Source organism: Actibacterium naphthalenivorans, from assembly GCF_014196965.1.
GTDB lineage: Bacteria > Pseudomonadota > Alphaproteobacteria > Rhodobacterales > Rhodobacteraceae > Actibacterium_A > Actibacterium_A naphthalenivorans.
The window spans coordinates 190,518-214,966 of record NZ_JACIEQ010000001.1 but is presented as its reverse complement, the minus strand read 5'-3'; the positions used below and the strand labels follow the sequence as shown (position 1 = coordinate 214,966).

Annotated in this window: 22 protein-coding genes; 13 read left to right on the top strand and 9 right to left on the bottom strand. The window is 66.5% G+C overall.

The features are described 5' to 3' along the window. Positions 1-10: 10 nt before the first annotated feature. Positions 11-2,617, bottom strand: coding sequence for a Hint domain-containing protein (locus tag GGR17_RS01030; protein ID WP_054538451.1), 2,607 nt, complete (start codon positions 2,615-2,617; stop codon positions 11-13). Positions 2,618-2,899: 282 nt separating this feature from the next. Then, positions 2,900-3,376, bottom strand: a complete 477-nt coding sequence (locus GGR17_RS01025; RefSeq protein WP_054538452.1) for a GNAT family N-acetyltransferase — start codon at positions 3,374-3,376, stop codon at positions 2,900-2,902. A 148-nt stretch (positions 3,377-3,524) separates the two neighbouring features. On the opposite strand from GGR17_RS01025, the gene GGR17_RS01020 reads away from it, so the two are divergent. The 5 genes from GGR17_RS01020 (at position 3,525) to GGR17_RS01000 (ending at position 9,833) form a co-directional block, all read left to right on the top strand. Beyond that, complete coding sequence (locus GGR17_RS01020) at positions 3,525-3,971, top strand: methyltransferase family protein (protein ID WP_328705640.1); 447 nt, start codon at positions 3,525-3,527, stop codon at positions 3,969-3,971. A 125-nt stretch (positions 3,972-4,096) separates the two neighbouring features. Next, positions 4,097-5,668, top strand: a complete 1,572-nt coding sequence (locus GGR17_RS01015; protein WP_054538453.1) for a Re/Si-specific NAD(P)(+) transhydrogenase subunit alpha — start codon at positions 4,097-4,099, stop codon at positions 5,666-5,668. A gap of 13 nt (positions 5,669-5,681) precedes the next feature. Next, positions 5,682-7,115 carry an NAD(P)(+) transhydrogenase (Re/Si-specific) subunit beta gene (locus tag GGR17_RS01010; RefSeq protein ID WP_037208284.1) on the top strand — a complete coding sequence of 478 codons (1,434 nt, stop codon included), beginning with the start codon at positions 5,682-5,684 and terminating at the stop codon, positions 7,113-7,115. A 104-nt stretch (positions 7,116-7,219) separates the two neighbouring features. Further along, complete coding sequence (locus GGR17_RS01005; RefSeq protein WP_054538454.1) at positions 7,220-8,437, top strand: MFS transporter; 1,218 nt, start codon at positions 7,220-7,222, stop codon at positions 8,435-8,437. A gap of 112 nt (positions 8,438-8,549) precedes the next feature. Then, positions 8,550-9,833, top strand: a complete 1,284-nt coding sequence (locus GGR17_RS01000) for a DUF3422 family protein (protein WP_054538455.1) — start codon at positions 8,550-8,552, stop codon at positions 9,831-9,833. On the opposite strand, the gene GGR17_RS00995 is transcribed toward GGR17_RS01000, so the two are convergent. After that, the gene (locus GGR17_RS00995; protein ID WP_037208326.1) at positions 9,769-10,845 is read right to left on the bottom strand and encodes a YeeE/YedE family protein; all 1,077 of its coding nucleotides are present in this window, start codon (positions 10,843-10,845) and stop codon (positions 9,769-9,771) included. The genes GGR17_RS01000 and GGR17_RS00995 overlap by 65 nt on opposite strands. Positions 10,846-11,148: 303 nt before the next feature. Here GGR17_RS00995 and argE point away from each other — a divergent pair, with 303 nt between their 5' ends. The 3 genes from argE (at position 11,149) to GGR17_RS00980 (ending at position 14,307) form a co-directional block, all read left to right on the top strand. Continuing rightward, positions 11,149-12,321, top strand: coding sequence for an acetylornithine deacetylase (gene argE, locus GGR17_RS00990; protein WP_054538457.1), 1,173 nt, complete (start codon positions 11,149-11,151; stop codon positions 12,319-12,321). Between the two features lie 4 nt (positions 12,322-12,325). Continuing rightward, positions 12,326-13,492, top strand: a complete 1,167-nt coding sequence (locus GGR17_RS00985; protein ID WP_054538458.1) for a M20 aminoacylase family protein — start codon at positions 12,326-12,328, stop codon at positions 13,490-13,492. A 77-nt stretch (positions 13,493-13,569) separates the two neighbouring features. Then, positions 13,570-14,307 carry a glutamine amidotransferase gene (locus GGR17_RS00980; protein ID WP_054540349.1) on the top strand — a complete coding sequence of 246 codons (738 nt, stop codon included), beginning with the start codon at positions 13,570-13,572 and terminating at the stop codon, positions 14,305-14,307. Between the two features lie 113 nt (positions 14,308-14,420). Here the strand turns inward: GGR17_RS00980 and moaA are convergent, their stop codons facing one another. The 5 genes from moaA to glmU all read right to left on the bottom strand — a co-directional run bounded on the left by moaA (position 14,421) and on the right by glmU (position 19,913). Further along, complete coding sequence (gene moaA, locus GGR17_RS00975; RefSeq protein ID WP_054538459.1) at positions 14,421-15,428, bottom strand: GTP 3',8-cyclase MoaA; 1,008 nt, start codon at positions 15,426-15,428, stop codon at positions 14,421-14,423. Positions 15,429-15,504: 76 nt separating this feature from the next. Then, positions 15,505-16,182 carry a DNA alkylation repair protein gene (locus GGR17_RS00970; RefSeq protein ID WP_054538460.1) on the bottom strand — a complete coding sequence of 226 codons (678 nt, stop codon included), beginning with the start codon at positions 16,180-16,182 and terminating at the stop codon, positions 15,505-15,507. Next, entirely contained in the window at positions 16,179-16,730 is a 552-nt protein-coding gene (locus GGR17_RS00965; protein ID WP_054538461.1) for a pyridoxamine 5'-phosphate oxidase family protein, read from the bottom strand. Before GGR17_RS00965 ends, GGR17_RS00970 begins: the two co-directional genes overlap by 4 nt. Positions 16,731-16,734: 4 nt before the next feature. Then, positions 16,735-18,558 (bottom strand): glutamine--fructose-6-phosphate transaminase (isomerizing), encoded by a 1,824-nt coding sequence (gene glmS, locus GGR17_RS00960; RefSeq protein WP_054538462.1) that lies wholly within the window; start codon positions 18,556-18,558, stop codon positions 16,735-16,737. Positions 18,559-18,560: 2 nt separating this feature from the next. Then, a complete protein-coding gene (gene glmU / locus GGR17_RS00955) occupies positions 18,561-19,913 on the bottom strand; it encodes a bifunctional UDP-N-acetylglucosamine diphosphorylase/glucosamine-1-phosphate N-acetyltransferase GlmU (RefSeq protein WP_054538463.1) in 1,353 nt (450 codons plus the stop codon). A 128-nt stretch (positions 19,914-20,041) separates the two neighbouring features. Here glmU and GGR17_RS00950 point away from each other — a divergent pair, with 128 nt between their 5' ends. Next, positions 20,042-20,710: an HAD-IA family hydrolase gene (locus GGR17_RS00950; protein ID WP_054538464.1), complete on the top strand. Its 669-nt coding sequence runs from the start codon at positions 20,042-20,044 to the stop codon at positions 20,708-20,710. A gap of 150 nt (positions 20,711-20,860) precedes the next feature. Further along, positions 20,861-22,084: a DegT/DnrJ/EryC1/StrS family aminotransferase gene (locus GGR17_RS00945; RefSeq protein WP_054538465.1), complete on the top strand. Its 1,224-nt coding sequence runs from the start codon at positions 20,861-20,863 to the stop codon at positions 22,082-22,084. Between the two features lie 11 nt (positions 22,085-22,095). Here the strand turns inward: GGR17_RS00945 and GGR17_RS00940 are convergent, their stop codons facing one another. After that, positions 22,096-22,545, bottom strand: coding sequence for a CreA family protein (locus GGR17_RS00940; protein WP_054538466.1), 450 nt, complete (start codon positions 22,543-22,545; stop codon positions 22,096-22,098). Positions 22,546-22,727: 182 nt separating this feature from the next. Here GGR17_RS00940 and GGR17_RS00935 point away from each other — a divergent pair, with 182 nt between their 5' ends. The 3 genes from GGR17_RS00935 (at position 22,728) to GGR17_RS00925 (ending at position 24,448) form a co-directional block, all read left to right on the top strand. After that, the gene (locus GGR17_RS00935; protein ID WP_082386553.1) at positions 22,728-23,333 is read left to right on the top strand and encodes a lysozyme inhibitor LprI family protein; all 606 of its coding nucleotides are present in this window, start codon (positions 22,728-22,730) and stop codon (positions 23,331-23,333) included. Between the two features lie 225 nt (positions 23,334-23,558). Then, on the top strand, positions 23,559-23,924 hold the full coding sequence (locus GGR17_RS00930; protein ID WP_054538468.1) for an NADH-quinone oxidoreductase subunit A: 366 nt from the start codon (positions 23,559-23,561) through the stop codon (positions 23,922-23,924). Next, positions 23,915-24,448, top strand: a complete 534-nt coding sequence (locus GGR17_RS00925; RefSeq protein WP_037208260.1) for a NuoB/complex I 20 kDa subunit family protein — start codon at positions 23,915-23,917, stop codon at positions 24,446-24,448. Before GGR17_RS00930 ends, GGR17_RS00925 begins: the two co-directional genes overlap by 10 nt. Position 24,449: the final 1 nt, after the last annotated feature.

Here is a 24,449-nt window from a genome sequence, read left to right as displayed (position 1 = left end):
GCCCGCCGGCTCAGGCCGCGCGCAGGGCCAGCGCTTCGTGCTTTCGCAGCACGAGGCGCGAGGTCGGGCCATAAGATCCGATGTTCGAGCGCAGCTCGGGGAAGACCGCGAACAGCTCTTCGCGGGCCGGATCGGCGATGCCTTCCAGCCCCATGTGGCCGGGATGAAAGCTCTCGCTGGCCACGCCTTCGGCAAAGACGACCTCGTGCCGGTCGAACAGGATATGCACATAGGTCACCGTGCCGCCCGCCTCGCGCAGCACATCCTTGCCATCGACGAGGTGCAGCGCGGGTACCAGAACCTCGTTCTGGCTGAACAGAAGCTCGGCGCGATGACCCGTGCACAGCATCCGGTGCTGCGGTGATACGATCAGATCGCGGGTGTTGCCGAGAACGCCCTGACGGATGCGCACCGGGGCAAGATTGCCCTGCGCGGGCACCTCGCGCCGGCCGGTCCAGCGCACGCGCTGCAGCCCGCTGTCGGCGGTGATCACCAGATCGCCGGGGCGCAGGCTTTCCACCGGACGTTCGCCGCGCGGGGTCAGGATGTGGGTGCCGGCCGCGAAACAGATGATGATCGTCTCGATTTCCGAGAAGTTGACCACCGACCCGTCCGCCAGCGACGCAAACCCGCTGAGCCCGCCCGAGGCATCATCGGTATTGGTATAGGTGATGTCCTTGAAGCCGATCAGCCCCTGGAAATCGAGCGTGTCGCCCGCCGTTTCCGCGCCCTCGCCGCCGGTGATGGTGATACCGGCGGAACCGGCCTCGTCCAGATCGGTGAGGGTGAAGGTATCGTCGCCATCGCCGCCGGTGGCACTGTCGCCCTCGGCCACATGGATCGTATCGTCCCCGGTGCCGCCATCCACGATATCGGCGCCGGTGCCGCCGGCGATCGTGTCGTCGCCGGCATCGCCGTCGATTACATCGTCGCCCGATCCGCCGGAGATCACATCCGCCCCGGCACCCGCGTCGATATCGACGCCCGCGCTGTCGGCGGAGGCATCGACCGTATCATCCAGATCGGTCAGGACCAGATGTTCGATTTCCGAAAAGCTGACGCTGTTGGTGCCATCGCCGAGCGTGCCGGCCTCATCCCCGCCATAGCTGCCCGACACCGGCGCGCCGAGCGCCGAGAAATCCAGTGTGTCGTAGTCGGTGCCGCCTTCGCCGCCGGCCACGGTATCGCTGCCGAACCCGTCCTGGAACGTGATCGTGTCGGAGCCGTCGCCGGCGAAGATCGTGTCGTCACCGGTGCCGCCGTCGATGATGTCATCATCGCCGGAGGCGGGCATCGTCTGGAATTCGACATCGCTGACCCAGATCGCATGGGTGCCGGCATTGCCGCCCGACGGGGTGATGCCGTTGCGGTAGGCGATCTCGATCCGGGCGACGGGGCCGGCGATGCTGATCAGCGCCGAGCCGCTGGCGCTGTCGGGATCGTCATAGGAGCTGTCGGCGGTGATCGTGTAGCCAGAGGCCGTATCGCCGGAAACGGTGTCGCCGCCGCTGGGCGCGATGGAAACGGCGATGGGTTTGCCATCCGCACCATAGGCTCTGACGGTAACGATGTCCTGGTGGTTCCGGGCATAGGAATCGATGTCGTTGATGCGGAACTGCACGTTTTCCACGGCGTCGCTCAGCCCGCTGCCGGCGGCTGCGGAAAAATCCAGCGTGGTGGTCGAGGTCGCGGCGTCGCCCGCGCCGTAGAGATAGAGGTTGGAATTGGGATCGAAGCTTTCGCCCGAAGCGACATAGGCCGTATCGGAGGTTTCCACCTGGAAGGTCGGGCTGTTGTTGCCGTCGCTCGCGGTGGAGACCGATACGTTCATCTGGCCGGTGGACTGGGTGAAACCGCCCGCCACGCTGGTGCCATCGTTGCCCTCGGCCGCCCAGTTCAGGTCTTCGCTTTGCGCGGTGGCGGCGGGCGCGTCGCCATAGATCGTGTCATCGCCCGCGCCGCCGTCGATCGTATCGCGCCCCGCGCCGCCATAAACCGTATCCGCCCCGGCGCCGGCGGCAACCGTGTCATCACCCGCGCCCGCGTCGATGGTATCGCCCATTCCCGCGCCGCCGGTCCCGACGCCATCGTCGACCAGATCGTTCTCGGGATCGCCGGTATAGCCTGCGTCGATGATATCGTCGCCGGAGCTGCCCGCGACGACGCCGTCGCTTTCGACATAATCCGCATAGCTGAAGGCGATGTCGCCAGATGAGGCGTTGGGGTTGCTGTCATAGGCCATGACCTCATAGTCGCGCCCCGCGACCAGCGGCATTTCCGACAGTGTGTAATAACCCGACGCTCCGCCGTTTTCGACCTGGAACTGCGCCACCTGGAACTGCTGGCCGGTCACCGTGTCGCGCAGGGTCCAGACGAGTTCGGCATCGACGGTGCTGTTGGTGGAGGTCAGGCCATTGACGGTGACACTGGCCGTCGCGGCTTCGCGCCCGGCGCTATCGTCATCCAGTGTCTGGCCGCCGACGCCCGATTCATTGTCGGTGATCGTCGCGGCACCTGCGGGCGTGGCCGGGCCGCTCCATGTGACTGTGGCCCCCACGCTGCGCGAAAGGATACCCGATGGGTCCGCATCATAAAACTTGACGTCGAAAATCGCCATCTGTCTCCACTCGGTACCACGCGGGAGGAGGAAAGGCGCGTTGGAGATGAAAGGAGTTGCGTTCCTTCCCAAGCGGGCGGTTGCCCGTGCCCGTGTCCCCTGCGCCCCCGTGCCTTGCCCCGGTTGCTGTGCCTCATATTTCCTGTTCGAGCACCCGTGCGGGCACCCTGCGAAGCGCGGCAAAGCCCTTCACACGTTTCTTGCTATCGCCAGTGACTAAAGAATTAGTGAGGCCGGGTTTTGCTGGGGCCGTGACACGCGCGGGGCGATATCGTGGCGAAATCAGGGCAGGGGGCATTCCATACGGAAGTTGGTGATTGCCACGCCATCACGGATCGCGCTTTGCCGCGCCACGGTTGCCCAGCCGTGGCGGTGAAAGAACCGCCGCGCCAGATGGCTGGCCTCGGTGCTGAGCACCCGCAGCCCGGCTGCGCGCGCGATCGGTTCGAGAGCGGCATAAAGCGCATCGCCGACGCCCTTGCCCATCCAGCCCGGTGCGACATAGGCGAAATCGAGAAACCCGTCATGGCCCAGCGTCATGAATCCGATCATCGCGCCGGCCCGGTCTTCGGCCACCAGCGTGTGACCGGACAGCAGCCGCGGCTCCCAATCCGGGGCGGGCGGGCCGTCGGGGGCCCAGGCGGCCCGCTCTGCCGCGCTATAGAACGCGGCCGCCCCCTGATGCACCGCGGCATGCAGGACATGGTGTGCGGCGGGGCCGTCGCCGGGGTGGACGTGGCGGATCTGGTAGGGGGGCATGGCGCGGGTCCTTTCCGCGCCGATCAGAACCACCCGCGCGCGCCCTGGTCAATGCGGCGCGGCGGCCCGCCGGGGGCTTGCAAATCACGGCCCCGCATTGCCTAGTCGCGAGGCAATGACTTCGGGGAACCGCGAATTGATACGTTTCGTGCTGCGATGGATCGACCTTCCGCCGATGTGGCTGGCGCTGTTCGGCGGGCTGGCCTGGGGGCAGGCGCGCTGGCTTCCGGTTTTCCGGTTCGGCGGCTGGGCCGATGCGCTGGGCGCCGTTCTGATCGGCGCGGGTCTGTTGATCGGGGTCGCGGCCGTGGCGCAGTTCCTTGGCAATCGCACCACGGTCATCCCTCGCAGAACCCCCGGAACGCTGGTGCGGGGCGGCATCTACCGGCTGACACGCAATCCGATCTATCTGGGCGATGCGCTGATCCTGGGCGGGCTGATCCTGCGCTGGGACGCGGGGCTGAGCCTGGTGCTGATCCCGGCCTTCATGGCGCTGATCGAGAAGCGGTTCATCCGGGGCGAGGAGGTCCGGATCCGGCAGGAGTTCGGCGCCGCCTTCGACAGCTATGCCGCGCGTGTGCGACGCTGGTTGTAGGCCGCGAAACGACAGGATCGAAAATCAACACCGATATGCTTGTGAAATAATGTTACGCAATGGTAATAGTCTGGCGTCTTTTAGGGTAAAGGTTCGGCCGGGCCGGATAGAGAGGGATTGAGGACGTGAAAATCGGGGCACCGAAGGAGGTATTCGAAGGGGAAGCGCGCGTTGCGATGACCCCGGAGAGCGCCCTTCAGCTTCAGAAGCTGGGGTATGACTGTGCAATTGAAACCGGAGCGGGGGCAGCGGCGGGTTTTTCCGATGACGCCTATGCGCAAGCCGGGGTCGAGATCATCAAGACGCCCGCCGCACTTTGGAAAGCGGTGGATATCGTCATCAAGGTGCGCGAGCCCAACGAGACCGAGGCCAAGCGCCTGACCAAGGGGCAGACGCTGATTTCCTTCTTCTGGCCGGCGCAGAACGAGGCGCTGCTGGAGCTGTGCAAATCCAAGGGCGCCAATGTGATCGCCATGGACATGGTGCCGCGCATTTCCCGTGCGCAGAAGATGGACGCGCTGTCGTCGATGGCCAATATCGCGGGTTACCGCGCGGTGATCGAGGCCGGCAACAACTTTGGCCGCTTCTTCACCGGCCAGGTGACGGCGGCGGGCAAGGTGCCCCCGGCCAAGGTTCTGGTGGTGGGCGCTGGCGTGGCGGGCCTCGCCGCGATCGGCACGGCGACCTCGCTGGGCGCGATCGTCTATGCCTTCGACGTGCGCCCCGAAGTGGCCGAGCAGATCGAATCGATGGGTGCGAATTTCGTGTTCCTCGATTTCGAGGAGGCCGCGCAGGACGGCGCGGCGACGGGCGGCTATGCCGCGCCTTCCTCGCCCGAGTTCCGCGAAAAGCAGCTCGAGAAATTCCGCGAGCTGGCCCCCGACATGGATATCGTCATCACCACGGCGCTGATCCCGGGCCGCGATGCGCCCAAGCTGTGGCTCGAAGACATGGTCGCGGCGATGAAGCCGGGCTCGGTCGTGATCGATCTTGCCGCCGAAAAGGGTGGCAACTGCGATCTGACCGTCAAGGATCAGAAGGTTGTCAGCGAAAACGGTGTGACCATCGTCGGCTATACCGATTTCCCCAGCCGGATGGCCGCGCAGGCCTCCACGCTTTATGGCAACAACATCCGCCACATGATGTTCGATTTGACGCCCGAAAAAGACGGGCAGGTCGTGCATAACATGGAAGATGACGTGATCCGCGGCGCGACGGTCACCTATGACGGCGAAATCACCTTCCCGCCGCCGCCGCCGAAGGTGAAGGCGATTGCCGCCAAGCCCAAGGAAGCGGTCAAGGAGCTGACGCCGGAAGAAAAGCGCGCGCAGGAGGTTGCCGCCTTCAAGGCGCAGACCAAACAGCAGGTCACGCTGCTGGTGGTGGGTGCCGCGCTGATCCTGGGGGTGGGGCTGGTGGCCCCGGCCAGCTTCATGCAGCATTTCATCGTGTTCGTGCTGGCGGTGTTCGTGGGCTTCCAGGTGATCTGGAACGTCAGCCACAGCCTGCACACGCCCTTGATGGCGGTCACCAACGCGATTTCGTCGATCATCATCCTGGGGGCCCTGATGCAGATCGGATCGGATTCGGCGCTGGTGATCATTCTGGCGGCGCTGTCGGTCTTCATGGCCGGGATCAACATCTTCGGCGGCTTCCTCGTAACCCGGCGCATGCTTGCCATGTTCCAGAAATCTTAAGGAGGCCGGGACCATGGAATTCGGATTCACCACTGCCGCCTATGTTGTCGCGGCTGTTCTGTTCATCCTGTCGCTCGGCGGCCTGTCGGGGCAGGAAAGCGCCAAGCGCGCGGTCTGGTACGGGATCGCCGGCATGGCGCTGGCGGTGCTGGCAACGCTGATCGGACCCGGCTCGGGCCTGTGGCTGCTGTCGGTCATCCTGATCGCCGCCGGCGGCGCGATCGGCTATGTCGTGGCGCAACGCGTCCAGATGACAGAGATGCCGCAGCTTGTTGCGGCGATGCACTCTCTGGTCGGTCTCGCGGCGGTGTTCGTGGGCTATGTCGCCCATATCGAACTGGGCCGCGTGCTGGCGATGGACGATGCCGCCCGCCAAGGGCTGGACGGCTTTGCAGCCCTGCTGGCGCACAAGACCTCGGTCGAGGTCAACATCCTGCGGGTCGAGCTGTTTCTGGGCATCTTCATCGGTGCCGTGACCTTCACCGGCTCTGTCATCGCCTATGGCAAGCTGGCGGGCAAGGTCGGCTCGGCCGCGACCAAACTGCCGGGCGGGCATATGCTGAACGCGGGCGCCGCGGCGCTTTCGGTGCTGTGCCTGATCTGGTACTTCAACACCGGCGGCTTTTTCCCGCTGTTCCTGATGACGCTGGCCGCACTGTTCATCGGCTATCACCTGATCATGGGTATCGGCGGCGCCGACATGCCGGTGGTGGTGTCGATGCTCAACAGCTATTCCGGCTGGGCGGCGGCGGCCATCGGCTTCAGCCTTGGCAACGATCTGCTGATCGTGGTGGGCGCGCTGGTGGGCTCTTCGGGCGCGATCCTGTCGTACATCATGTGCAAGGCGATGAACCGCAGCTTCATCTCGGTCATTCTGGGCGGCTTCGGCGGCGCGGCGGGACCGGCGATGGAGGTCGAGGGCGAGCAGATCGCGATCGACGCCGAAGGCGTGGCAACGGCGCTGGACGAGGCCGACAGCATCATCATCATCCCCGGCTACGGCATGGCGGTGGCGCAGGCGCAGCAATCGGTATCCGAGCTGACCAAGCGGCTGCGCGCCAAGGGCAAGGAGGTGCGCTTTGCCATCCACCCGGTGGCGGGGCGTCTGCCCGGCCACATGAACGTGCTGCTGGCCGAGGCGCGGGTGCCCTATGACATCGTGCTGGAGATGGACGAGATCAACGACGATTTCCCGGACACGGATGTGGCGATCGTCATCGGTTCCAACGACATCGTGAACCCGGCGGCGCAGGAAGACCCCAACAGCCCCATTGCCGGCATGCCGGTGCTGGAATGCTGGAAGGCGAAACAGGTGTTCGTCAGCAAGCGCGGCCAGGGCACGGGCTATTCGGGCATCGAGAACCCGCTGTTCTACAAGGAAAACACGCGCATGTTCTATGGCGACGCCAAGGCCAGCATCGACAAGCTGCTGACGCTGATCCAGTAACCGGCAGCGCGCGAAAACCAAAGCCCCGGCCGTTGCGCCGGGGCTTTCTTGTTGCCCGGTGGCCGCGGCGGGCCTAGCGTTTGCCGTAACGCAAAGGGGGCAGCATGACCGACGGTGACAAGGGCAACTGGCGCGGCCTTCCGCGCAGTATCTGGGCGCTGGGCTTTGTGAGCATGCTGATGGATATCTCCTCCGAGATGATCCACGGGCTGCTGCCGGTGTTTCTGGTGACGGTCCTTGGGGCCAGCACCGTGACCGTCGGCCTGATCGAGGGGATCGGCGAGGCCACGGCCAATATCACCAAGCTGTTTTCCGGCGCGCTGAGCGACAGGATGGGCAAGCGCAAGCCGCTGACCATTCTGGGCTACGGGCTGGGCACCCTGTCAAAGCCGATCTTCGCGCTGGCGCCCACGGCGGGCTGGGTGCTGGGCGCGCGGTTTTCCGACCGGATCGGCAAGGGTATCCGCGGGGCGCCGCGCGATGCGCTGGTCGGCGATCTGGCCCCGCCCGACAAGCGCGGCGCGGCCTATGGCCTGCGCCAGTCGCTCGACAATATCGGCGCTTTTGTCGGGCCGCTGCTGGCGATGGCGCTGATGGCGCTGTTTTCCGATAACTTCCGGCTGGTGTTCTGGGTCGCGCTTGTGCCCGGCTGCATCGCGGTTTTCCTGCTCGTTACCTTCGTGCGCGAGCCAGAGCGCGCCCCGGCCGCCGCCCCGGTGCGCACCCCGATCGACCGCAAGATGCTGTCGCGGATGGGGCCGCTGTTCTGGGGTGTGGTGGCGTTGGGCGGGGTGATGACGCTGGCCCGGTTCACCGAGGCATTCATCATCCTGCGGGCCGAGGAGCAGGGGCTTGCCCTGGCCCTCGCGCCGATGATCCTGGTGATCATCAATCTGGTCTCCTCGGCCTCGGCCTATCCGGTCGGGGTGCTGTCCGACGGGATCGGCAAGCGCGGGCTGCTGATGCTGGGGTTCGCGGCGCTGGTGGTATCGGATGTGGTGCTGGCCATGGCGCAGGGCGTGGCGGCGGTTTTCATCGGCGCGGCGCTTTGGGGGCTGCATCTGGGCCTGACACAGGGGCTGTTGTCGGCGCTGGTGGCCGACAGCGCCCCGGTCGAGCTGCGCGCCACCGCCTTCGGCGTCTTCAACCTGACAAGCGGCGTGGCGCTGTTTCTGGCCAGCCTGCTGGCCGGCGTTCTGTGGGCCGGGCCCGGCCCGGCGGCGACCTTCTGGGCCAGCGCCGGGCTGGCGTTTCTGGGCCTTGCCGGGTTCATGCTGATCGCGCGTACACGGCGCGAGAAGGCTCCGCCCAAATCCGGCTGATCCCGCCGCAGTGTGCCATTGTATGCGTTCAACATATGGTTTTTGTTGAATGTTTATGTTTACACGGGCGCGTTTCCGGGTAGGGTCTGGGGACGTTTCAGAAGGCACCGGCATGAGCCCGATCGAAGACCACCCGCTGCGCTACATGATGGCCAACGAGCTGCACGCGCGCCCGTTCCCGGCGCTGGAAACGCCGTGCCACGCCGCCTATCTGGCGATAAAGCGCCCCCATGACGCCGCCAACCGCGACCGGGGCGCAGACCGCGCGCATCTGCTCGACCTGCTCGACCGGTTCGGCGCCCAGCATCCGCAGCCCGACGCCACCCATTTCTTCGGCGATATCGGGCGGCACAAGCTGAAATGGGAAAGCCATACGGAATTCGTGACCTACACGATCTTCACCGATGGCGTTGCCGACCGCCCGTTCGATCCGAGCGCGTTCGAGGTTTTCCCCGACGATTGGCTGGCCACCGCGCCGGGCCTGCGCATCACCTCTGCGCTGATCCGGATGGAGCAGTTGCGCGAGCCCGACGAAAGCATCGTGCGCCGTCTGGGCGACTGGTTCGTGCCCGAAAGCCTGGCCTGTTCGGGGGTGCTGGATGACAGCGCGGTCATGGCCTCGGATTTTCGCATCGACAGCGCCGGGCACATGCGCTTTGCCCTGTTCGTGCGCCCCGAGACGGGCGCGCGGCGCGTTGGCCGCATCGTGCAGCGCCTGACCGAGATCGAGACCTACAAGGCGATGTCGATGTTGGGCCTGCCCCGCGCGCGCGAACTTTCGGCGCAGATGGGCGCGATCGACCCGAAGCTGGTGACGCTGGTCGGCGATCTCAAAACCGGCGACCATACGCCCGAGGAAACGCTGCACGCGCTTCTGGCGATCTCTGCCGAGCTGGAGAACATGACCGCCCAGTCGCAGTTCCGCTTCGGTGCCACCGCCGCCTATGAGGCGATCGTGCATCAGCGGATCGAGGTGATGCGCGAATCGCGGTTCGAGGGGCGCCAGACCTTCCGCGAATTCATGATGCGCCGGTTCGACCCGGCGATGCGCACGGTCAAATCCACCGAACGGCGGCTGCATGAGATGACGGAACGCGCGATCCGGGCGGGCGAGTTGTTGCGCACCCAGGTGGATGTGGATCGTTCCGCCCAGAACCAGAAGCTGCTCGAAAGCATGGACCGGCGCGCTGATCTGCAGCTTCGCCTGCAAAAGACGGTCGAGGGGCTGTCCGTCGTCGCGATCAGCTATTATGCGGTCAGCCTGGCCTCGTACATGGCCTATCCCCTTGCCGAGCCGCTGGGGCTGAGCAAGGGGATGCTGACCGCGATGCTCACGCCGCTTGTCGTGCTGGGGGTGTGGCTGATGATCCGCCGGATCCGGCACGAGATGGAGTAAGCGCGCGGTCGGCGATCACGCCGCCCGCCGCGATGGCCAGCACCGCCAGAAGCGCGGCAAAGCTGAGCGTCGGGATGCCCGACAGGCCCGCGCCCACGGTGCAGCCGCCCGCCAGCACACCCCCCACGCCCATCAGCAGCGCGCCGGCCATGTAGCGCCCGGTTTGCGCCGGGCTCTCGAAGCTTTGCCAGCGGAAGCGCCCGCCCAGCAGGGATGCCACCAGCGCGCCGGCCAGCACCCCGCCGATCAGCCCCACGCCGAACCGCGCCGGGATCGACGTGGCCGCGATGCCCCAGAACAGCGTGTCGGCGGCGGTCGAGGTGAAGGAGAGCGATTCCAGCGCGATCGGGTCGAAATCGTCGTAAAGCACAAAGCCGGTGCCGACCCAGCCTATCGCCGCCAGCAGACCGAGCGGCACCGCCAGCGCCGCCTTGCGCGGCGAAACGCCCGAGCGTGCCGCATAGGCCAGCGCCGGAAGCGCCAGCAGCGCCGTCCATACCCACGCCCCGCCGGGCAGGGCGGACAGGCCGGCGCTTTGCAGCGGCACCGTGACTGACCCGAGCGCCACGCGCAGCGGCGCCAGTACGCCTTTCAACGTGGCATGCGCGGTGATGGCAAAGACCACCAGCACCAGCAGCGCGCGCAGGTTGCCGGTGCCCGTCAGAACGGTCAGGCGCGAGACGCAGCCGCGTGTCAGCACCATTCCGGCGCCGAACAACAGCCCGCCCGCGATGATCGCCAGCACCGGCAGATCGGCGGCGAAGAACCGGTGCTCTTCGAAAGAAATCAGCCCGGCGGCCACCGCCCCCTGGGTGCCGATCAGCGCGGCCACCACGGCGACCAGCCACAGGCCAAGCGCCGGGCGGCGCTCCGCCACCGGGCCCGAGACGGTGCGGCGAAAGCAAAAGCCGGTGATCTCGGCCAGCAGGCCGAAGGCGGCGCCCAGGATCAGGCCGAACCAGATGGCGGCCTGCGGCGCGGTCAGGGTTTCGAACCCGAGGTCTTCGAACATATCCGCATCCTTGCAAACGTGAATGGGTGTGATCTGACCGCAACCGCGCCCCGGATCAAGCCGCAGGGCCCTTCGGCAAGGGCGGCGCGGCGGAACAGATTTTCGGCGCCGGCGGGCAGGGCCGGAACAGCGTTCCGCGCAGGCGCCCGGCGTCAAACCCGCCGCCACGCCGCCGCGCCTGCCGGGGGCGGGTGTTTTTATTCGCAGATTGGGCGAAACGCCGGGGCAACCGCGCCTCTGGTGGCTTGACCTTGCCGGCGCGGGGCATCACCCTGACGCTCAGGGAAACGCAGGGAGCACCCGATGGGCCGCCCGTTGACGCCGCGACAACTGCTTGAAAAACTTGTGTCATTCCCGACGGTCAGCCGGGACGGCAATCTTGCGCTGGTCGACTGGGTCGAGGATTACCTGTCGGGCTTCGGCATCGCCAGCACCCGCGTGCCCGACGCGCAGGATGCGCGCAAGGCCAGCCTCTATGCCCATGTCGGCCCGGCGCGGGCCGGGGGCATCGTGCTGTCGGGCCATACCGACGTTGTGCCGGTCGACGGGCAGGACTGGGCGAGCGACCCATGGACGGTGACCGAGCGTAACGGAAAATACCACGGCCGCGGCACCTGCGACATGAAGGGGTTTGACGCGCTGGCGCTCTGGGCGCTGGTGCGCGCGCAGGCCGAAGGCGTGCACCGCCCGCTGCAGATCGCCCTGTCGCATGACGAAGAGCTGGGCTGTATCGGCGCGCCGCAAATGATCGATCATATGGTTGCCAACGCCGACCTGCCGCGCGCCTCCGCCGCGATCATCGGCGAGCCCTCGGGGATGAAGGTGGTCACCGGCCACAAGGGGGGCGCCGGGTTCGCCACGCATCTGCGCGGGCACGAGGTGCATTCCTCGCTCATGCACCGGGGCGTCAGCGCGATCATGGAAGGGGCCCGGCTGATCGACTGGGCCAATCGCCGCAACGCCGAAAACCGCGCCCGCCCGCCCGCGCCGGAGGATGCGGTGTACGAGCCGCCCTTCACCACGATCCATGTCGGCACCATCTCGGGCGGTACCGCGCACAATATCACCGCCGCCGATTGCCGCTTCGGCCTCGATTTCCGCTGCGTGCCGGGCGAGAGCCTGGCCGACTGGCACAGCGCCTTTCTGCAGGAGGTCCGCCGGGTGGAGGCGGACATGAAGGCGATCCACCCCGGCGCCGGTATCGAGGTGAAGCAGTATTTCCACGTACCCCCCCTGCGCCCCGAGCCGAAGGGAGAGGCCGAAGCCATCGCCCGCGGCCTGACGGGCGACAATGCCACCCATGTGGTCAGCTACGGCACAGAGGCGGGCCAGTTTCAGGAACGCGGCTATTCGGCGGTGGTCTGCGGCCCCGGCAGCATCGAACAGGCCCACCAGCCGGACGAATACATCACCATCGAACAGTTCGTCGCGGGCGAGCGTTTCATGTCGCGCCTGATCGACCAGCTCAAGGAATAGCCCCATGCCCGTCAAGAACCGCTTTGCCGAACTGCACGGTGATATCACCGCCTGGCGCCACGATTTCCACGCCCATCCCGAACTGGATTATGACACCCACCGCACCGCCGCCCGCATCGCGGAGCTGCTGCGCGGATTTGGATGCGATCAGGTGGTCGAGGGGATCGGCCGCACCGGCGTGGTCGGCGTGATCCGGGGCCGGGCCGATACCACGGGCCGGGTCGTGGGCCTGCGCGCCGATATGGATGCGCTGCCCATCCATGAGCAAACCGGGGTGGCCTATGCCTCGAAAACACCGGGGCGGATGCATGCCTGCGGCCATGACGGGCACAGCGCCATGCTGCTTGGGGCGGCAAGCTACCTGGCCGAAACCCGCAATTTCGATGGCACCGCCGTGGTCATCTTCCAGCCCGCAGAAGAGGGCGGCGGCGGCGGCCGCGCGATGGTGAAAGACGGGCTGATGGAACGGTTCGGCATCCAGGAGGTTTACGGCATGCACAACCTGCCGGGCTTTCCCACCGGCCAGTTCGCCATCCGGCCCGGCCCGATGATGGCCGCCGCCGATGAGTTCGAAATCACCGTGACCGGCAAGGGCGGCCATGCCGCGCGGCCGCATGACTGTATCGACACCGCGCTGGTGGCCAGCCACATCGTGATCGCGCTGCAATCCATCGTGTCGCGCAATGTCGATCCGCTGCAACAGGCGGTCGTGTCGGTCTGTACCATCCGCACCGACAGCACCGCGCATAACGTGATCCCGCAGGTGGTGAACCTGTGCGGAACCGTGCGCACACTGGACCCAAAGGTGCAGGATTTCGTCGAAGAGCGGCTCAAGCAGGTCGCCACCGGCACCGCCGCGACCTTCGGCGCGACCGCCGAGGTCGCCTTTTCCCGCGGCTACCCCGTCACCGTCAACGCGCGCGATCAGACGGCCTTCGCCGCCGAGGCCGCCCGCAAGGTGGCCGGCCTGGTCGAGGATGACATCGCCCCGGTCATGGGGGCCGAGGATTTCAGCTTCATGCTGAACGAACGCCCCGGCGCCTATATCTTCATGGGCATCGGTGATGGGCCGGCCTGGCACACGCCCGACTACAACTTCAACGATGACGCCATCCCGGCCGGCTGCTCCTGGTGGGCCGAAATCGTCGAAAGCCGGATGCCCGCGGCCTGACCGCGCCGCGCCGCCGCATTGACGCCGCCCCGGCGATCGGGCACCAGACCCGGGTCCGCAACCAGCCCGGCCCGCCGATGAAACCGTTCCTGATCCTGCAACTGCGCCCCGAAGCCGAAGCCTCGGACGACGAATATGCCGCGCTCCTGCGCAAGGGCGGGCTGACCGCCGCCCGGACCCGCCGCATCCTGCTGGACCGCGACCCGATCCCGAAGGACCTGCATCTCGAGGATTACTCCGGTGTCATCATCGGCGGCGGGCCCGGCTGCGTCTCCGACCCGCCGGAAAAGAAGTCGCCGGTGGAAAAGCGGATCGAAGAGGCGGTTCTGGGCCTGATGCCGGCGATCACCGCCGCCGATTTCCCGTTGATGGGCTGCTGCTACGGCATCGGCGTGCTTGGGCACCACCTGGGCGCCGCCGTCACCAAGGAGAGGTTCAGCGAACCGGTGGGCACCGCCGACTGCCGCCAGACGGCGGAGGGCGCCGCCGACCCGCTTCTGCAGGGGCTGCCCGACCGGTTCGATGCATTCGTCGGCCATAAAGAGGCGCTGCAAACCCTGCCTACGGGTTGCGCGCATCTTCTGTCCTCCCCGACCTGCCCCTATCAGATGATCCGTTTCGGCCGGAACGTCTATGCCACCCAATTCCACCCCGAGGCCGACAGCGAAGGTTTCGCGCTGCGTATACGCATCTATCGCAACAAGGGGTATTTCGCGCCCGAAGAGGCCGACAGCCTGATCGCGATGTGCCATGCCGCAGACGTGCAGATGCCCGAACGCATCCTGCGGAACTTCGTGAAGACATATCAGCGTTGATGGCTTCATCTTTCTGAAAATATCCCCGCCGGAGGCAAGAAAACCTTTGGCGTGCCCAAAAGATTCCATGCCTCCGGCGGGGATATTTTCCGGAAAGATGAAGGGAAGGACTGTCAGCCGCCGGTGTGGCTCATATGGCGTGAGACCTGGCCGTCAGCTTTCTGGCGGGAGTAGTCAAAATCGTGGCCTTCGGGTTTCATCCCGATGGCCGCGTGTATCGCCGCGATCAATGGCCCGTCCTCGTCCGGATGATCGCGCAGCGGATTGCGCAGGTCGGCCATGTCTTCCTGGCCGAGGCACATGTAGAGCGCGCCGGTGCAGGTCATCCGCACCCGGTTGCAGCTTTCGCAGAAATTATGGCTGAGCGGCGTGATGAAGCCGATCTTCTGGCCGGTCTCCTCCAGCCGGACATAGCGCGCCGGGCCGCCGGTGCGCTCTGCCAGGTCTGTCACCGTGTATTCCCCGGCCAGCCGCGCGCGCAGGTCGGTCAGGGGCCAGTACTGGCCCAGCCGGTCTTCATTGCCCAGATCGCCCATCGGCATGACCTCGATGAAGGTCAGGTCCATGCCGCGTTCCGCGCACCAGCTGGTCAGGTGGAACAGTTCATCCTCGTTGAAGCCCTTGAGCGCTACCGTGTTGATCTTGATTTTCAGCCCTGCCGCCAGCGCCGCGTCGATGCCGCGCAGTACCTGGGACAGGCGGCCCCAGCGGGTGATGCGGGCGAATTTCGCCTCGTCCAGCGTGTCGAGCGAGACATTCACCCGGCGGATGCCGACGGCGAAGAGATCATCGGCAAAACGCTCGAGTTGTGAGCCGTTGGTTGTCAGCGTCAACTCTTGCAGCGCGCCTGACTCCAGATGCCGGGTCATCGCGCGGAAGAAGGTCATGATGCCCTTGCGCACCAGCGGTTCGCCCCCCGTGATGCGCAGTTTTTCGACGCCGAGCCCAATGAAGGTGGAACACATGCGGTCGAGCTCTTCCAGCGTCAGAAGCTCTTTCTTGGGCAGGAAGGTCATGTTTTCGGACATGCAGTAGACGCAGCGGAAATCGCATCGGTCGGTGACCGAGACGCGCAGATAGGTGACGGCGCGGGCGAAAGGGTCGATCAACTGCGGGGTCATGCGGGGCAACTTACGTCTGCCGGGGGATCAGGGCAAGCGGCATTCCGCGCGGTGTGCCCTGCGCGTTTGCGGCGGGTCAGGGCAGATATTTCCCCGCTTCCTTGCGCGCGAAGGGTTTCATCCTGTCGGCATGGGCCTGCAGGAAGGCGCGCGCCCGGTCGGGGTCGTGTTTCGACAGGTCGCGCAGCCACCAGGCCACGGCCTTCTGGATGAACCATTCCGGGTCGTCCGCATAGGCGGCGGCCCAGGTCAGCACCCGGTCCCGGATTTCCAGATCCCGCGGCTTGGGGTGGTTTTGCCGGGTCCAGGGCAGGGTGATCACCAGCGCCGCGCGGCGGGTCCACATGTGATCGGAGCGGGACCACGGTTCGACCTCGTCCAGCCGCGACGGATCGGCGACAAGGCGTTTCTGGCCCGCCATGCAGGCGTGGTCGGCAATCGCCCAGCTGTCGAAATCCGGCACCCAGGATCTGATCAGATCCCAGACCGCGCCGTCGGGGCGGATGCGCGCCTGGGTCAGCAGTTTCGCCGCCGCCAGCCGGGCCTCGAAGATGTCGGTGCCCCACAGGGCGCGGGCCAGCGCCACGCGCTCGTCGACGCTCAGCGCGCGGCGCCAGGCTTTCGTCAGGTCGTTGATCGCCGGGTTGGTCACCCCCAGATAGGCGCGCGGCACCTTGTGGTAGCGGGCCGAGCCTTCGGCGCGGCCGGGCACGGCATGGGCCTTCAGCGCATCGAGCGCGTCGTCCAGCGTCATGCTTGCGGGTCCAGAATTCCGGTTGGTGCGCCGTCGATCGTGGTCTGGTTCTTTTCTTCCCAATGGGCATGGATGCCCTTCGGCCCTTTGCCCTCCGCCCATTTCGCCAGCGTGTCGCGCGGGCCCGCGTGATCGAAGAAGGGCACCGCATAGCCGCAGGAGGTTTGCACCATTCCGACCCGCATATCGTAGATCTGCCGCGCCCCGGGATGGGGCGGGAACAGCCCGATCAGCCCGGCCCAATCCGCATCACGCGGGTGCAGGGCGCGCGCCGTGCCATAGGCGCGCAGGATCAGCGGGCGGGTGGTGAAGGAACACCACATCAGCGTCATCCTGTCAGCCTGATGCAGGTGCCCGGCGGTTTCATTGCCGCTGCCTGTCAGGTTCAGCCAGATGATGCGGTCGGGGCCAAGCACCCGCAGGCTGTCCATCCCCTTGGGCGAGATATTGACCCGGCCCTCGGGCGCGGCGGAGCCGACGAAGAACATGTGCTGCGCCTCGATGAAGGCGCGGTGCGGGGGCTCGATTCCGTCGAACTGCCTTGCCACCGGCCTACTCCACCGTTACGGATTTCGCCAGGTTGCGCGGCTGATCCACGTCCGTGCCCTTGGCCACGGCGGTGTGATAGGCCAGAAGCTGCGCCGGCAGGGCATAGAGGATGGGCGCCAGCAGGTCGGGCGCTTCGGGCAGGACGATGCTTTTCCAGGCGCCGTCACCCGCCTTGGCCGCGCCTTTGGGATCGGTGATCAGCACCACCTTGCCGCCGCGGGCCATCACCTCCTGCATGTTCGACACGGTCTTGTCGAACAGCCGGTCATGCGGGGCCATGACGATCACCGGCACATGCTTGTCGACCAGCGCGATGGGGCCGTGTTTCAGCTCTCCCGACGCATAGCCTTCGGCGTGGATGTAGCTGATTTCCTTGAGTTTCAATGCGCCCTCGAGCGCCAGCGGGAACATCGCGCCGCGACCAAGGAACAGCACGTCGCGCGCCTCGGCCAGCTTGCGGGCAACCGCCTTGATGTCGGCGCCCATCCCCAGTGCGATGTTCATCAGGCCGGGCAGGTTGCGCAGCCCGGCCAGATGCGCGGCCAGCGTGTCGGCGTCCAGCCGGCCCCGGGCCGCCGCAGCCTTCAGGGCCAGCAGCGCCAGAACCGTCAGCTGGCAGGTGAAGGCCTTGGTCGAGGCCACGCCGATTTCCACCCCGGCCAGCGTTGGCAACGCAAGGTCGCTTTCCCGCGCGATGGAGCTTTCGGGCACGTTCACCACCGCCACGATCTGTTCGGCCTTGCCTGACACATAGCGCAGCGCCGCCAGCGTGTCGGCGGTTTCGCCGGACTGGCTGACGAACAGCGCGAGCGTGCCGGCCGGTACCGGCGGTTCGCGATAGCGGAACTCCGACGCCACATCGACATCGACGGGGATGCCGGCAAGCTGTTCGAACCAGTATTTCGCGGTCAGGCAGGCCAGATAGGCCGTGCCGCAGGCCACCATGGTGATCCGCTCGAACCGGGTGAAATCGAGGCCGCCGTCGGGCAGGTCCACGTCGCGCCCGTCGGCCGACAGGTAGTGGCGCAGGGCGTCGCCCAGGACCACGGGCTGTTCGGCGATCTCCTTGGCCATGAAATGCTTGTGCCCGGCCTTTTCGACCCGCGCCGCATCGAGCTGGATGGTCTTGACCGGGCGGTTGGCCAGGCGCCCTTCGGCGTCGATGATCACGGCGCCCTCGCGGGTCAGGATGGCGCGGTCGCCTTCGGCCAGATAGGTGATCCGGTCGGTCAGCGGGGCCAGCGCGATGGCGTCGGAGCCCACGAACATCTCGCCGTCGCCATGGCCGATCGCCAGCGGCGAGCCCTTGCGCGCGGCGATCATCAGATCGTCTTCGCCGTCGAACAGAAAGCACAGCGCAAAGGCGCCCTCGAGCCGCGCGAGGGTGCGTTCTGTCGCCTCGCGCGGGGACAGGCCCTGATCGAGGTAGAACCGCGTCAGAAGGGCGACGGTTTCGGTGTCGGTTTCGGATTCGAAGCTCAGGCCGGCGGCCTTCAGCTCTTCGCGCAGCTCGCGGAAGTTCTCGATGATGCCGTTATGCACCACGGCCACGGGGCCCGATTTATGCGGATGCGCGTTGCCGACCGACGGCGCGCCATGGGTGGCCCAGCGTGTATGCCCGATGCCAGACTTGCCCGGCAGCGGATCATGCACCAGAAGGTCCGACAGGTTGACCAGCTTGCCCACCGCCCGGCGCCGGTCGAGCACGCCGTCGTTCACGGTGGCGATTCCGGCGCTGTCGTAGCCGCGATATTCAAGCCGTTTCAGGGCCTCGACGATAATGGGCGCGACTTCGTGGTTGCCGAGAACCCCTACAATACCGCACATTTTTAATCCCTTTTCTGCTGTCTTGCCTTGGCAGCCTTCAACTTTTCGAACAATTTGCGCGAAAGTCCCGGTTTGACCTCCTGGCGCGCGCGGCCAATCGCCAGCGCGTCGTCGGGCACGTCGGATGTGATGACGGAACCTGACGCCGTCATCGCACCGGCGCCCACCCGCACCGGCGCCACCAGCATCGTGTCGGAGCCGATGAAGGCCCGCGCGCCGATTTCCGTATGGTGTTTGAACACGCCGTCGTAATTGCAGGTCACCGTGCCCGCGCCGATGTTGGCACCGGCCCCGACCGAGGCATCGCCGATATAGCTCAGGTGGTTCACCTTCGCGCCCTCGGCGATCACCGCATTCTTGATCTCCACGAAATTGCCGATGCGCACATCCTCGGCCAGTTCGGCGCCGGGGCGCAGCCGGGCATAGGGGCCGACCACCGCGCCGCGCGACACGTGGCAGCCTTCCAGATGCGAAAAGGCGCGGATCAGGGCGCCGGATTCCACCGTCACGCCGGGGCCGAACACCACATTGGGCTCGATCACCGCATCGCGGCCGATCACCGTGTCATGGGCGAAGAACACGGTTTCCGGCGCGGCCAGCGTCACCCCGTCGTCCAGCGCCCCGGCCCGGGCACGGGCCTGAAACGCGGCGCCGGCGGCGGCCAGATCGGCGCGGGTGTTCACGCCCAGCGTCTCGGATTCGTCGCAGGCCACCGCCCCGGCCGACAGCCCGCGCGCGCGGGCCAGCGCCACGATATCGGTCAGGTAATATTCGCCGGCCGCGTTATCGTCGCTCAGCGCGTCGATCAGGCTGAACATCACCTCCGCCCGCGCCGCCATCACGCCGCTGTTGCAAAAGGTGATGGCGCGTTCCGCCGCGGTGGCGTCCTTGAATTCCACGATCCGCTCCAGGCTGTCGCCGGCCATCACCAGGCGGCCGTAGCGGCCCGGATCGGCGGCCTCGAACCCCAGCACGACCACGTCATGCACATCGCGCGCGGCGGCCATCGCGGCGAGCGTTTCGGGGCGGATGAACGGCGTGTCGCCGAACAGGACGATGACATCGCCGTCAAACCCTTCCAGCGCCGCGCGCGCCTGCGCCACGGCGTGGCCGGTGCCAAGCTGTTCGTCCTGGCGCACGACGATCACGTCGGGATCATGGTCGCGGGCGGCGGCCTCGACCGCTTCGGCGCCGTGCCCGGCGACGATCACGGTGCGGTCGGGCTCCAGCGCCGCGCCTGATTTCATCGCATGCACCAGAAGCGGCGCATGGGCGATAGGGTGCAGGACCTTGGGAAGGTCCGACTTCATCCGTGTCCCCTGGCCTGCGGCCAGGATGATCAGCGCTGTCGCCATGAATTCCGCTCTTTCCTTCCGTTCACGCTCCTTTTATCGGGGATGGGCCCGATCGCAAGAGCGGGCATTATCAAAAGGCGTTTCGCAAGGTTTCAGACCTCGGCGATAAGGTGCCGAAAGGGGGCGACATGCGCACGGTCATCTTCGATCTGGACGGCACGCTTGCCGATACCAGCGGCGATCTGATCGCGGCGGCCAATGCGTGTTTCGGCGGGCTCGGCCTTGGCGCGCCACTGGATCCGTCGGCCGATCAGGCCACCGCGTTCCGGGGCGGGCGGGCGATGCTGCGGCTGGGGTTCGAGCGGGCGCGGCCCGGCTGGGCCGAGGCGGATATCGACGCGCAATTCCCCCTGTTGCTGGATGCCTACGCGCGGCAGATTGACGTTTTCACCGCGCTCTATCCCGGCGCGCTGGAGGCTGTCGAGCGGCTGTGCGATGCCGGTTTTGCGGTGGGAATCTGCACCAACAAGCCCGAGGGGCTGGCCGAAACGCTTCTGGCGCGGCTGGGGATCCGCGACAGGTTTGCCTCGCTGATCGGGGCCGATACGCTGCCGGTGCGCAAGCCGGACCCGGCGCCGCTGCGCGCGGCTGTGGAACGGGCGGGCGGCAGTTTGACGCGGGCGATGCTGGTCGGCGATACGGTGACCGACCGCGAAACCGCGCGCGCGGCCGGGGTGCCTTGCGCCCTTGTCACCTTCGGGCCCGAGGGCGGTGCGGTGGCGGCACTGAAGCCCGAGGCGCTGCTGGACGATTTCGATTCGCTGTTCGACGTTGCGGCGCGGCTGCTTCCGGGATGACCTCGGGAACGCCCCTGAGGAGAGTGGCGGGAATTGTTTTCGCCGCTTGGGGCAGCGGCCCCGGCTGGGCGGTTTTGTCGCTGATCAATAAACGGCGCGGCGGCCCCACGGGCGATTGACCTGGCCCTGTCCGCCCCGCAATGTGACCTGATGAAAGAGGTTTTCACAGGCAGCTTCACCCAGCAGGAGCCGATCCCGGAAGAGGGCATCGCGGCGGCGGTAAAGGCAATGCGCCATGGCCGGCTGCACCGTTACAACCTTGTCGAGGGTGAGGTGGGCGAGGTTGCCGAGCTGGAGCAGGAATTCGCTGCCTTCACCGGCGCGAAATACTGCCTGGCCGTGGCCTCGGGCGGTTATGCGCTGGGATGCGCGATGCGGGCGGTGGGCGTGGCGCCGGGCGACAAGGTGCTGACCAACGCCTTTACCCTGGCCCCGGTGCCCGGCGCGATTGTCGGACTTGGCGCCGTTCCGGTGTTCGTTGAGGTGACGCAGGATCTGACCATTGATCTGGACGATCTGGAACGGCAGATCGCGGCCACCGGCGCGCGTACCCTGCTGCTCAGCCACATGCGCGGCCATATCTGCGACATGGACCGGCTGATGGTGCTGTGCGACCGGGCCGGTGTGACCGTGATCGAGGATTGCGCGCATACGATGGGGGCGGCGTGGAACGGCGTGCCCTCGGGGCGGCACGGGCGGGTCGGCTGTTATTCGACCCAGACCTACAAGCACATGAATTCCGGCGAGGGCGGGCTGCTGATTTCCGACGATCCCGAGGTGATGGCGCGGGCCATTTTTCTGTCGGGGTCCTACATGCTCTATGATCGCCACCGCGCCGCGCCGCCTGCCGAGGTGTTCGAGCGCGTGAAATTCGACACCCCGAATATCTCGGGTCGCATGGACAATCTGCGCGCCGCGATCCTGCGCCCGCAGCTGCGCGCGCTGCGCGGGCAATGCGAGAAATGGAACCGGCTTTACCGGGCGGTCGAGGCGGGGCTGGAGAACACGCCCGGCCTGACCCTGTTCCGTCGCCCGGCGGCGGAGCGCTTCGTAGGGTCTTCGTTCCAGTTCCTGCTCAAGGGATGGGTCACGGCGAAGCTGCAGGAGGTGCTGCGCCGCTGCGCCGCGCGCGGGGTCGAGCTGAAATGGTTCGGCGCGCAGGAGCCCGTGGCCTTCACCTCGCGCTATGATCACTGGCGCTATGCCGCCACGCCGGCCCTGCCGCAGACCGACGCGGTGCTGGCCGGGCTGATCGACATGCGCCTGCCGCTGACCTTTTCCACCGCCGATTGCGAGTTGATCGCGCGGATCATCCGGGCCGAGGTTTCGGCCCTGTGGCAGGCCGAGGAGGGCAGCGGCGCCGCGACCGGATAAACCGGCGCCGTTCAGTCGCCGGGGCGGTAGAGCGGCACCGTCGAGATCGACATCTTGGCCGAGCCCTCGGTCAGTTCGCGGGCATGGGCCAGATAGATCAGCGTCTGGTTTTCGGCATCGAATATCCGTTTGACGCGCAGCGACTTCAGGATGATCGAGCGGCGCTCCTGAAACACGTCTTCGCCGCGGGCGCTGCGGTCGATGTCGCCGATGGTGATCGGCCCGGTCTGGCGGCAGGCGATAGACGCGTTCGACGGATCCTCGAACCAGTTGCCCTGGGCCAGACGGTCCAGCACCGACCGGTCGAAATAGGCGATGTGGCAGGTCACGCCCGCGACCTTGGGATCGGCGATCGCCTCGATCACGATGTCATTGCCGACCCAGTCGACCCCGACCTTGCCAACCTCTTCGGCCCCGGCGGGCAGCGCAAGCGCAAGGCCCGCGGCGCATGTTGCAAGCATTTGTCTGATCATGATCCGCTGTGCCTCTGTTGCGACGGTGTCACCACTGTAATGCGCAGGCCCGCCATTTGGTTCAACCCGATTTATACGCCGGGGCGGGTGCCACATCCCGCGTGGCCACATGCGGGAGGATCGGTTACGCTTTGCTTCCGCACGTCCAGCCCTTTGCGCCCGGAGATCCGATGCCCCGCTTTCCCGCTTCGCATGCGTCACCCTGTTCGCAATCCGCGTGGTCGTGGGGCGGCGGGAGAGGTCGGGGGCATTGCCGGTCCGTCCTTGCGGTGGCGGCGTCTGCCTGGCCCGTCCTGTGCGCGGCGCAGCAGGATGACGCCACGACGCAGGCGCTGATCGACCGTTACGGCGGGCCGGTTCTTTCCTGCTACGAGGCCGCGCAGACGGCGCCGGCCAAAGAGGCATGTGCCGGTCGGCTGGCCTCTGCCTGCTCCGCGCAGGAGGAGGGTGGGCAGACCACCTTCGGGATCATGACCTGCCAACTGGCGGAGGCCGCGTTCTGGGACGCGCGCATGGCGCATGAATATGCCGGGACGCTGGCGTGGCTGGGCACCGTAGATCAGGCCGAGGCAGAGTACTTCCCGGAGTTCGCGCACAGTGCGGACGCGCTTCCTGCGATGCAGGAGGCGTGGCGGGCCTATCGCGACGCGAACTGCGCGTTGCAGTATGCGCTCTGGGGGTCGGGCTCCATGCGCATGATCGCGGGCGCCGACTGCCACAGGGCGATGACCGCCGCGCAGGCCATCGCGCTCTGGTCCCTGCGGGAAGAGATGTAGCGGCCCGCCCGCATCCCGCAAACGCGGGCGCTTTTCGGCGCAATGCGACTCGGCCGGGCGGCTTTGCGGCGCCAGGGAGTGTACCGCGCGGTTCACATTTTTCAAAATGTCCCGAAACCAAGGGGCTTTGCGCCGCCGCGCTTGGTTGACCCGGTATCATGCGAGGGGTAAACCTCGATCAGATAACAGTCGCGCGTCCCGTGGGGCGCGAGAAGGAGATGCGCCGTGGACGAGCTGCTGAGAGAGTATCTGCCCATCATCATTTTCCTCGGATTGGCAACCGCCCTTGGCGCGATCCTGATCCTTTCGGCGGTGGTTCTGGCCGTGCGCAACCCGGACCCGGAAAAAGTGTCGGCCTATGAATGCGGCTTCAACGCCTTCGACGACGCGCGCATGAAGTTCGACGTGCGGTTCTATCTCGTCTCGATCCTGTTCATCATCTTCGATCTTGAAATCGCGTTCCTTTTCCCCTGGGCCGTCGCTTTCGGCGATCTTGGGGATGTGGGCTTCTGGTCGATGATGGTGTTTCTGGCCGTGCTGACCATCGGCTTTGCCTATGAGTGGAAAAAAGGAGCCCTGGAATGGGAGTGAGCACCGCCGCCAACACCGCCGGGCCTGACCGCGAACATGCCACGCAGGCGCTGAACAAGGAGTTGCAGGACAAGGGTTTCCTGCTGACCTCGACAGAGGATGTCATCAACTGGGCGCGCACCGGCAGCCTGCACTGGATGACCTTCGGTCTGGCCTGCTGCGCCGTCGAGATGATGCACAGCTCGATGCCGCGCTATGACCTGGAACGCTACGGCACCGCGCCGCGCGCCAGCCCGCGCCAGTCGGATCTGATGATCGTGGCCGGCACGCTGACCAACAAGATGGCGCCGGCGCTGCGCAAGGTTTATGACCAGATGCCCGAGCCGCGTTATGTGATCTCGATGGGGTCTTGCGCCAATGGCGGCGGCTACTACCATTATTCCTATTCCGTCGTGCGCGGCTGCGACCGGATCGTGCCGGTGGATATCTATGTGCCCGGCTGCCCGCCCACGGCAGAGGCGCTGCTCTACGGCATCCTGCAGCTGTCACGCAAAATCCGCCGCACCGGCACGATCGCGAGGTAAG

What these genes read in the sequence shown, in the direction of transcription:
- GGR17_RS01030 (WP_054538451.1), bottom strand. Translation starts at nt 2,617, where the DNA reads ATGGCGATTTTCGACGTCAAGTTTTATGATGCGGACCCATCGGGTATC.
- GGR17_RS01025 (WP_054538452.1), bottom strand. Translation starts at nt 3,376, where the DNA reads ATGCCCCCCTACCAGATCCGCCACGTCCACCCCGGCGACGGCCCCGCC.
- GGR17_RS01010 (WP_037208284.1), top strand. Translation starts at nt 5,682, where the DNA reads ATGGAATTCGGATTCACCACTGCCGCCTATGTTGTCGCGGCTGTTCTG.
- GGR17_RS01005 (WP_054538454.1), top strand. Translation starts at nt 7,220, where the DNA reads ATGACCGACGGTGACAAGGGCAACTGGCGCGGCCTTCCGCGCAGTATC.
- GGR17_RS01000 (WP_054538455.1), top strand. Translation starts at nt 8,550, where the DNA reads ATGAGCCCGATCGAAGACCACCCGCTGCGCTACATGATGGCCAACGAG.
- GGR17_RS00995 (WP_037208326.1), bottom strand. Translation starts at nt 10,845, where the DNA reads ATGTTCGAAGACCTCGGGTTCGAAACCCTGACCGCGCCGCAGGCCGCC.
- argE (WP_054538457.1), top strand. Translation starts at nt 11,149, where the DNA reads ATGGGCCGCCCGTTGACGCCGCGACAACTGCTTGAAAAACTTGTGTCA.
- GGR17_RS00985 (WP_054538458.1), top strand. Translation starts at nt 12,326, where the DNA reads ATGCCCGTCAAGAACCGCTTTGCCGAACTGCACGGTGATATCACCGCC.
- GGR17_RS00980 (WP_054540349.1), top strand. Translation starts at nt 13,570, where the DNA reads ATGAAACCGTTCCTGATCCTGCAACTGCGCCCCGAAGCCGAAGCCTCG.
- moaA (WP_054538459.1), bottom strand. Translation starts at nt 15,428, where the DNA reads ATGACCCCGCAGTTGATCGACCCTTTCGCCCGCGCCGTCACCTATCTG.
- GGR17_RS00970 (WP_054538460.1), bottom strand. Translation starts at nt 16,182, where the DNA reads ATGACGCTGGACGACGCGCTCGATGCGCTGAAGGCCCATGCCGTGCCC.
- glmS (WP_054538462.1), bottom strand. Translation starts at nt 18,558, where the DNA reads ATGTGCGGTATTGTAGGGGTTCTCGGCAACCACGAAGTCGCGCCCATT.
- glmU (WP_054538463.1), bottom strand. Translation starts at nt 19,913, where the DNA reads ATGGCGACAGCGCTGATCATCCTGGCCGCAGGCCAGGGGACACGGATG.
- GGR17_RS00950 (WP_054538464.1), top strand. Translation starts at nt 20,042, where the DNA reads ATGCGCACGGTCATCTTCGATCTGGACGGCACGCTTGCCGATACCAGC.
- GGR17_RS00945 (WP_054538465.1), top strand. Translation starts at nt 20,861, where the DNA reads ATGAAAGAGGTTTTCACAGGCAGCTTCACCCAGCAGGAGCCGATCCCG.
- GGR17_RS00940 (WP_054538466.1), bottom strand. Translation starts at nt 22,545, where the DNA reads ATGCTTGCAACATGCGCCGCGGGCCTTGCGCTTGCGCTGCCCGCCGGG.
- GGR17_RS00935 (WP_082386553.1), top strand. Translation starts at nt 22,728, where the DNA reads ATGCCCCGCTTTCCCGCTTCGCATGCGTCACCCTGTTCGCAATCCGCG.
- GGR17_RS00925 (WP_037208260.1), top strand. Translation starts at nt 23,915, where the DNA reads ATGGGAGTGAGCACCGCCGCCAACACCGCCGGGCCTGACCGCGAACAT.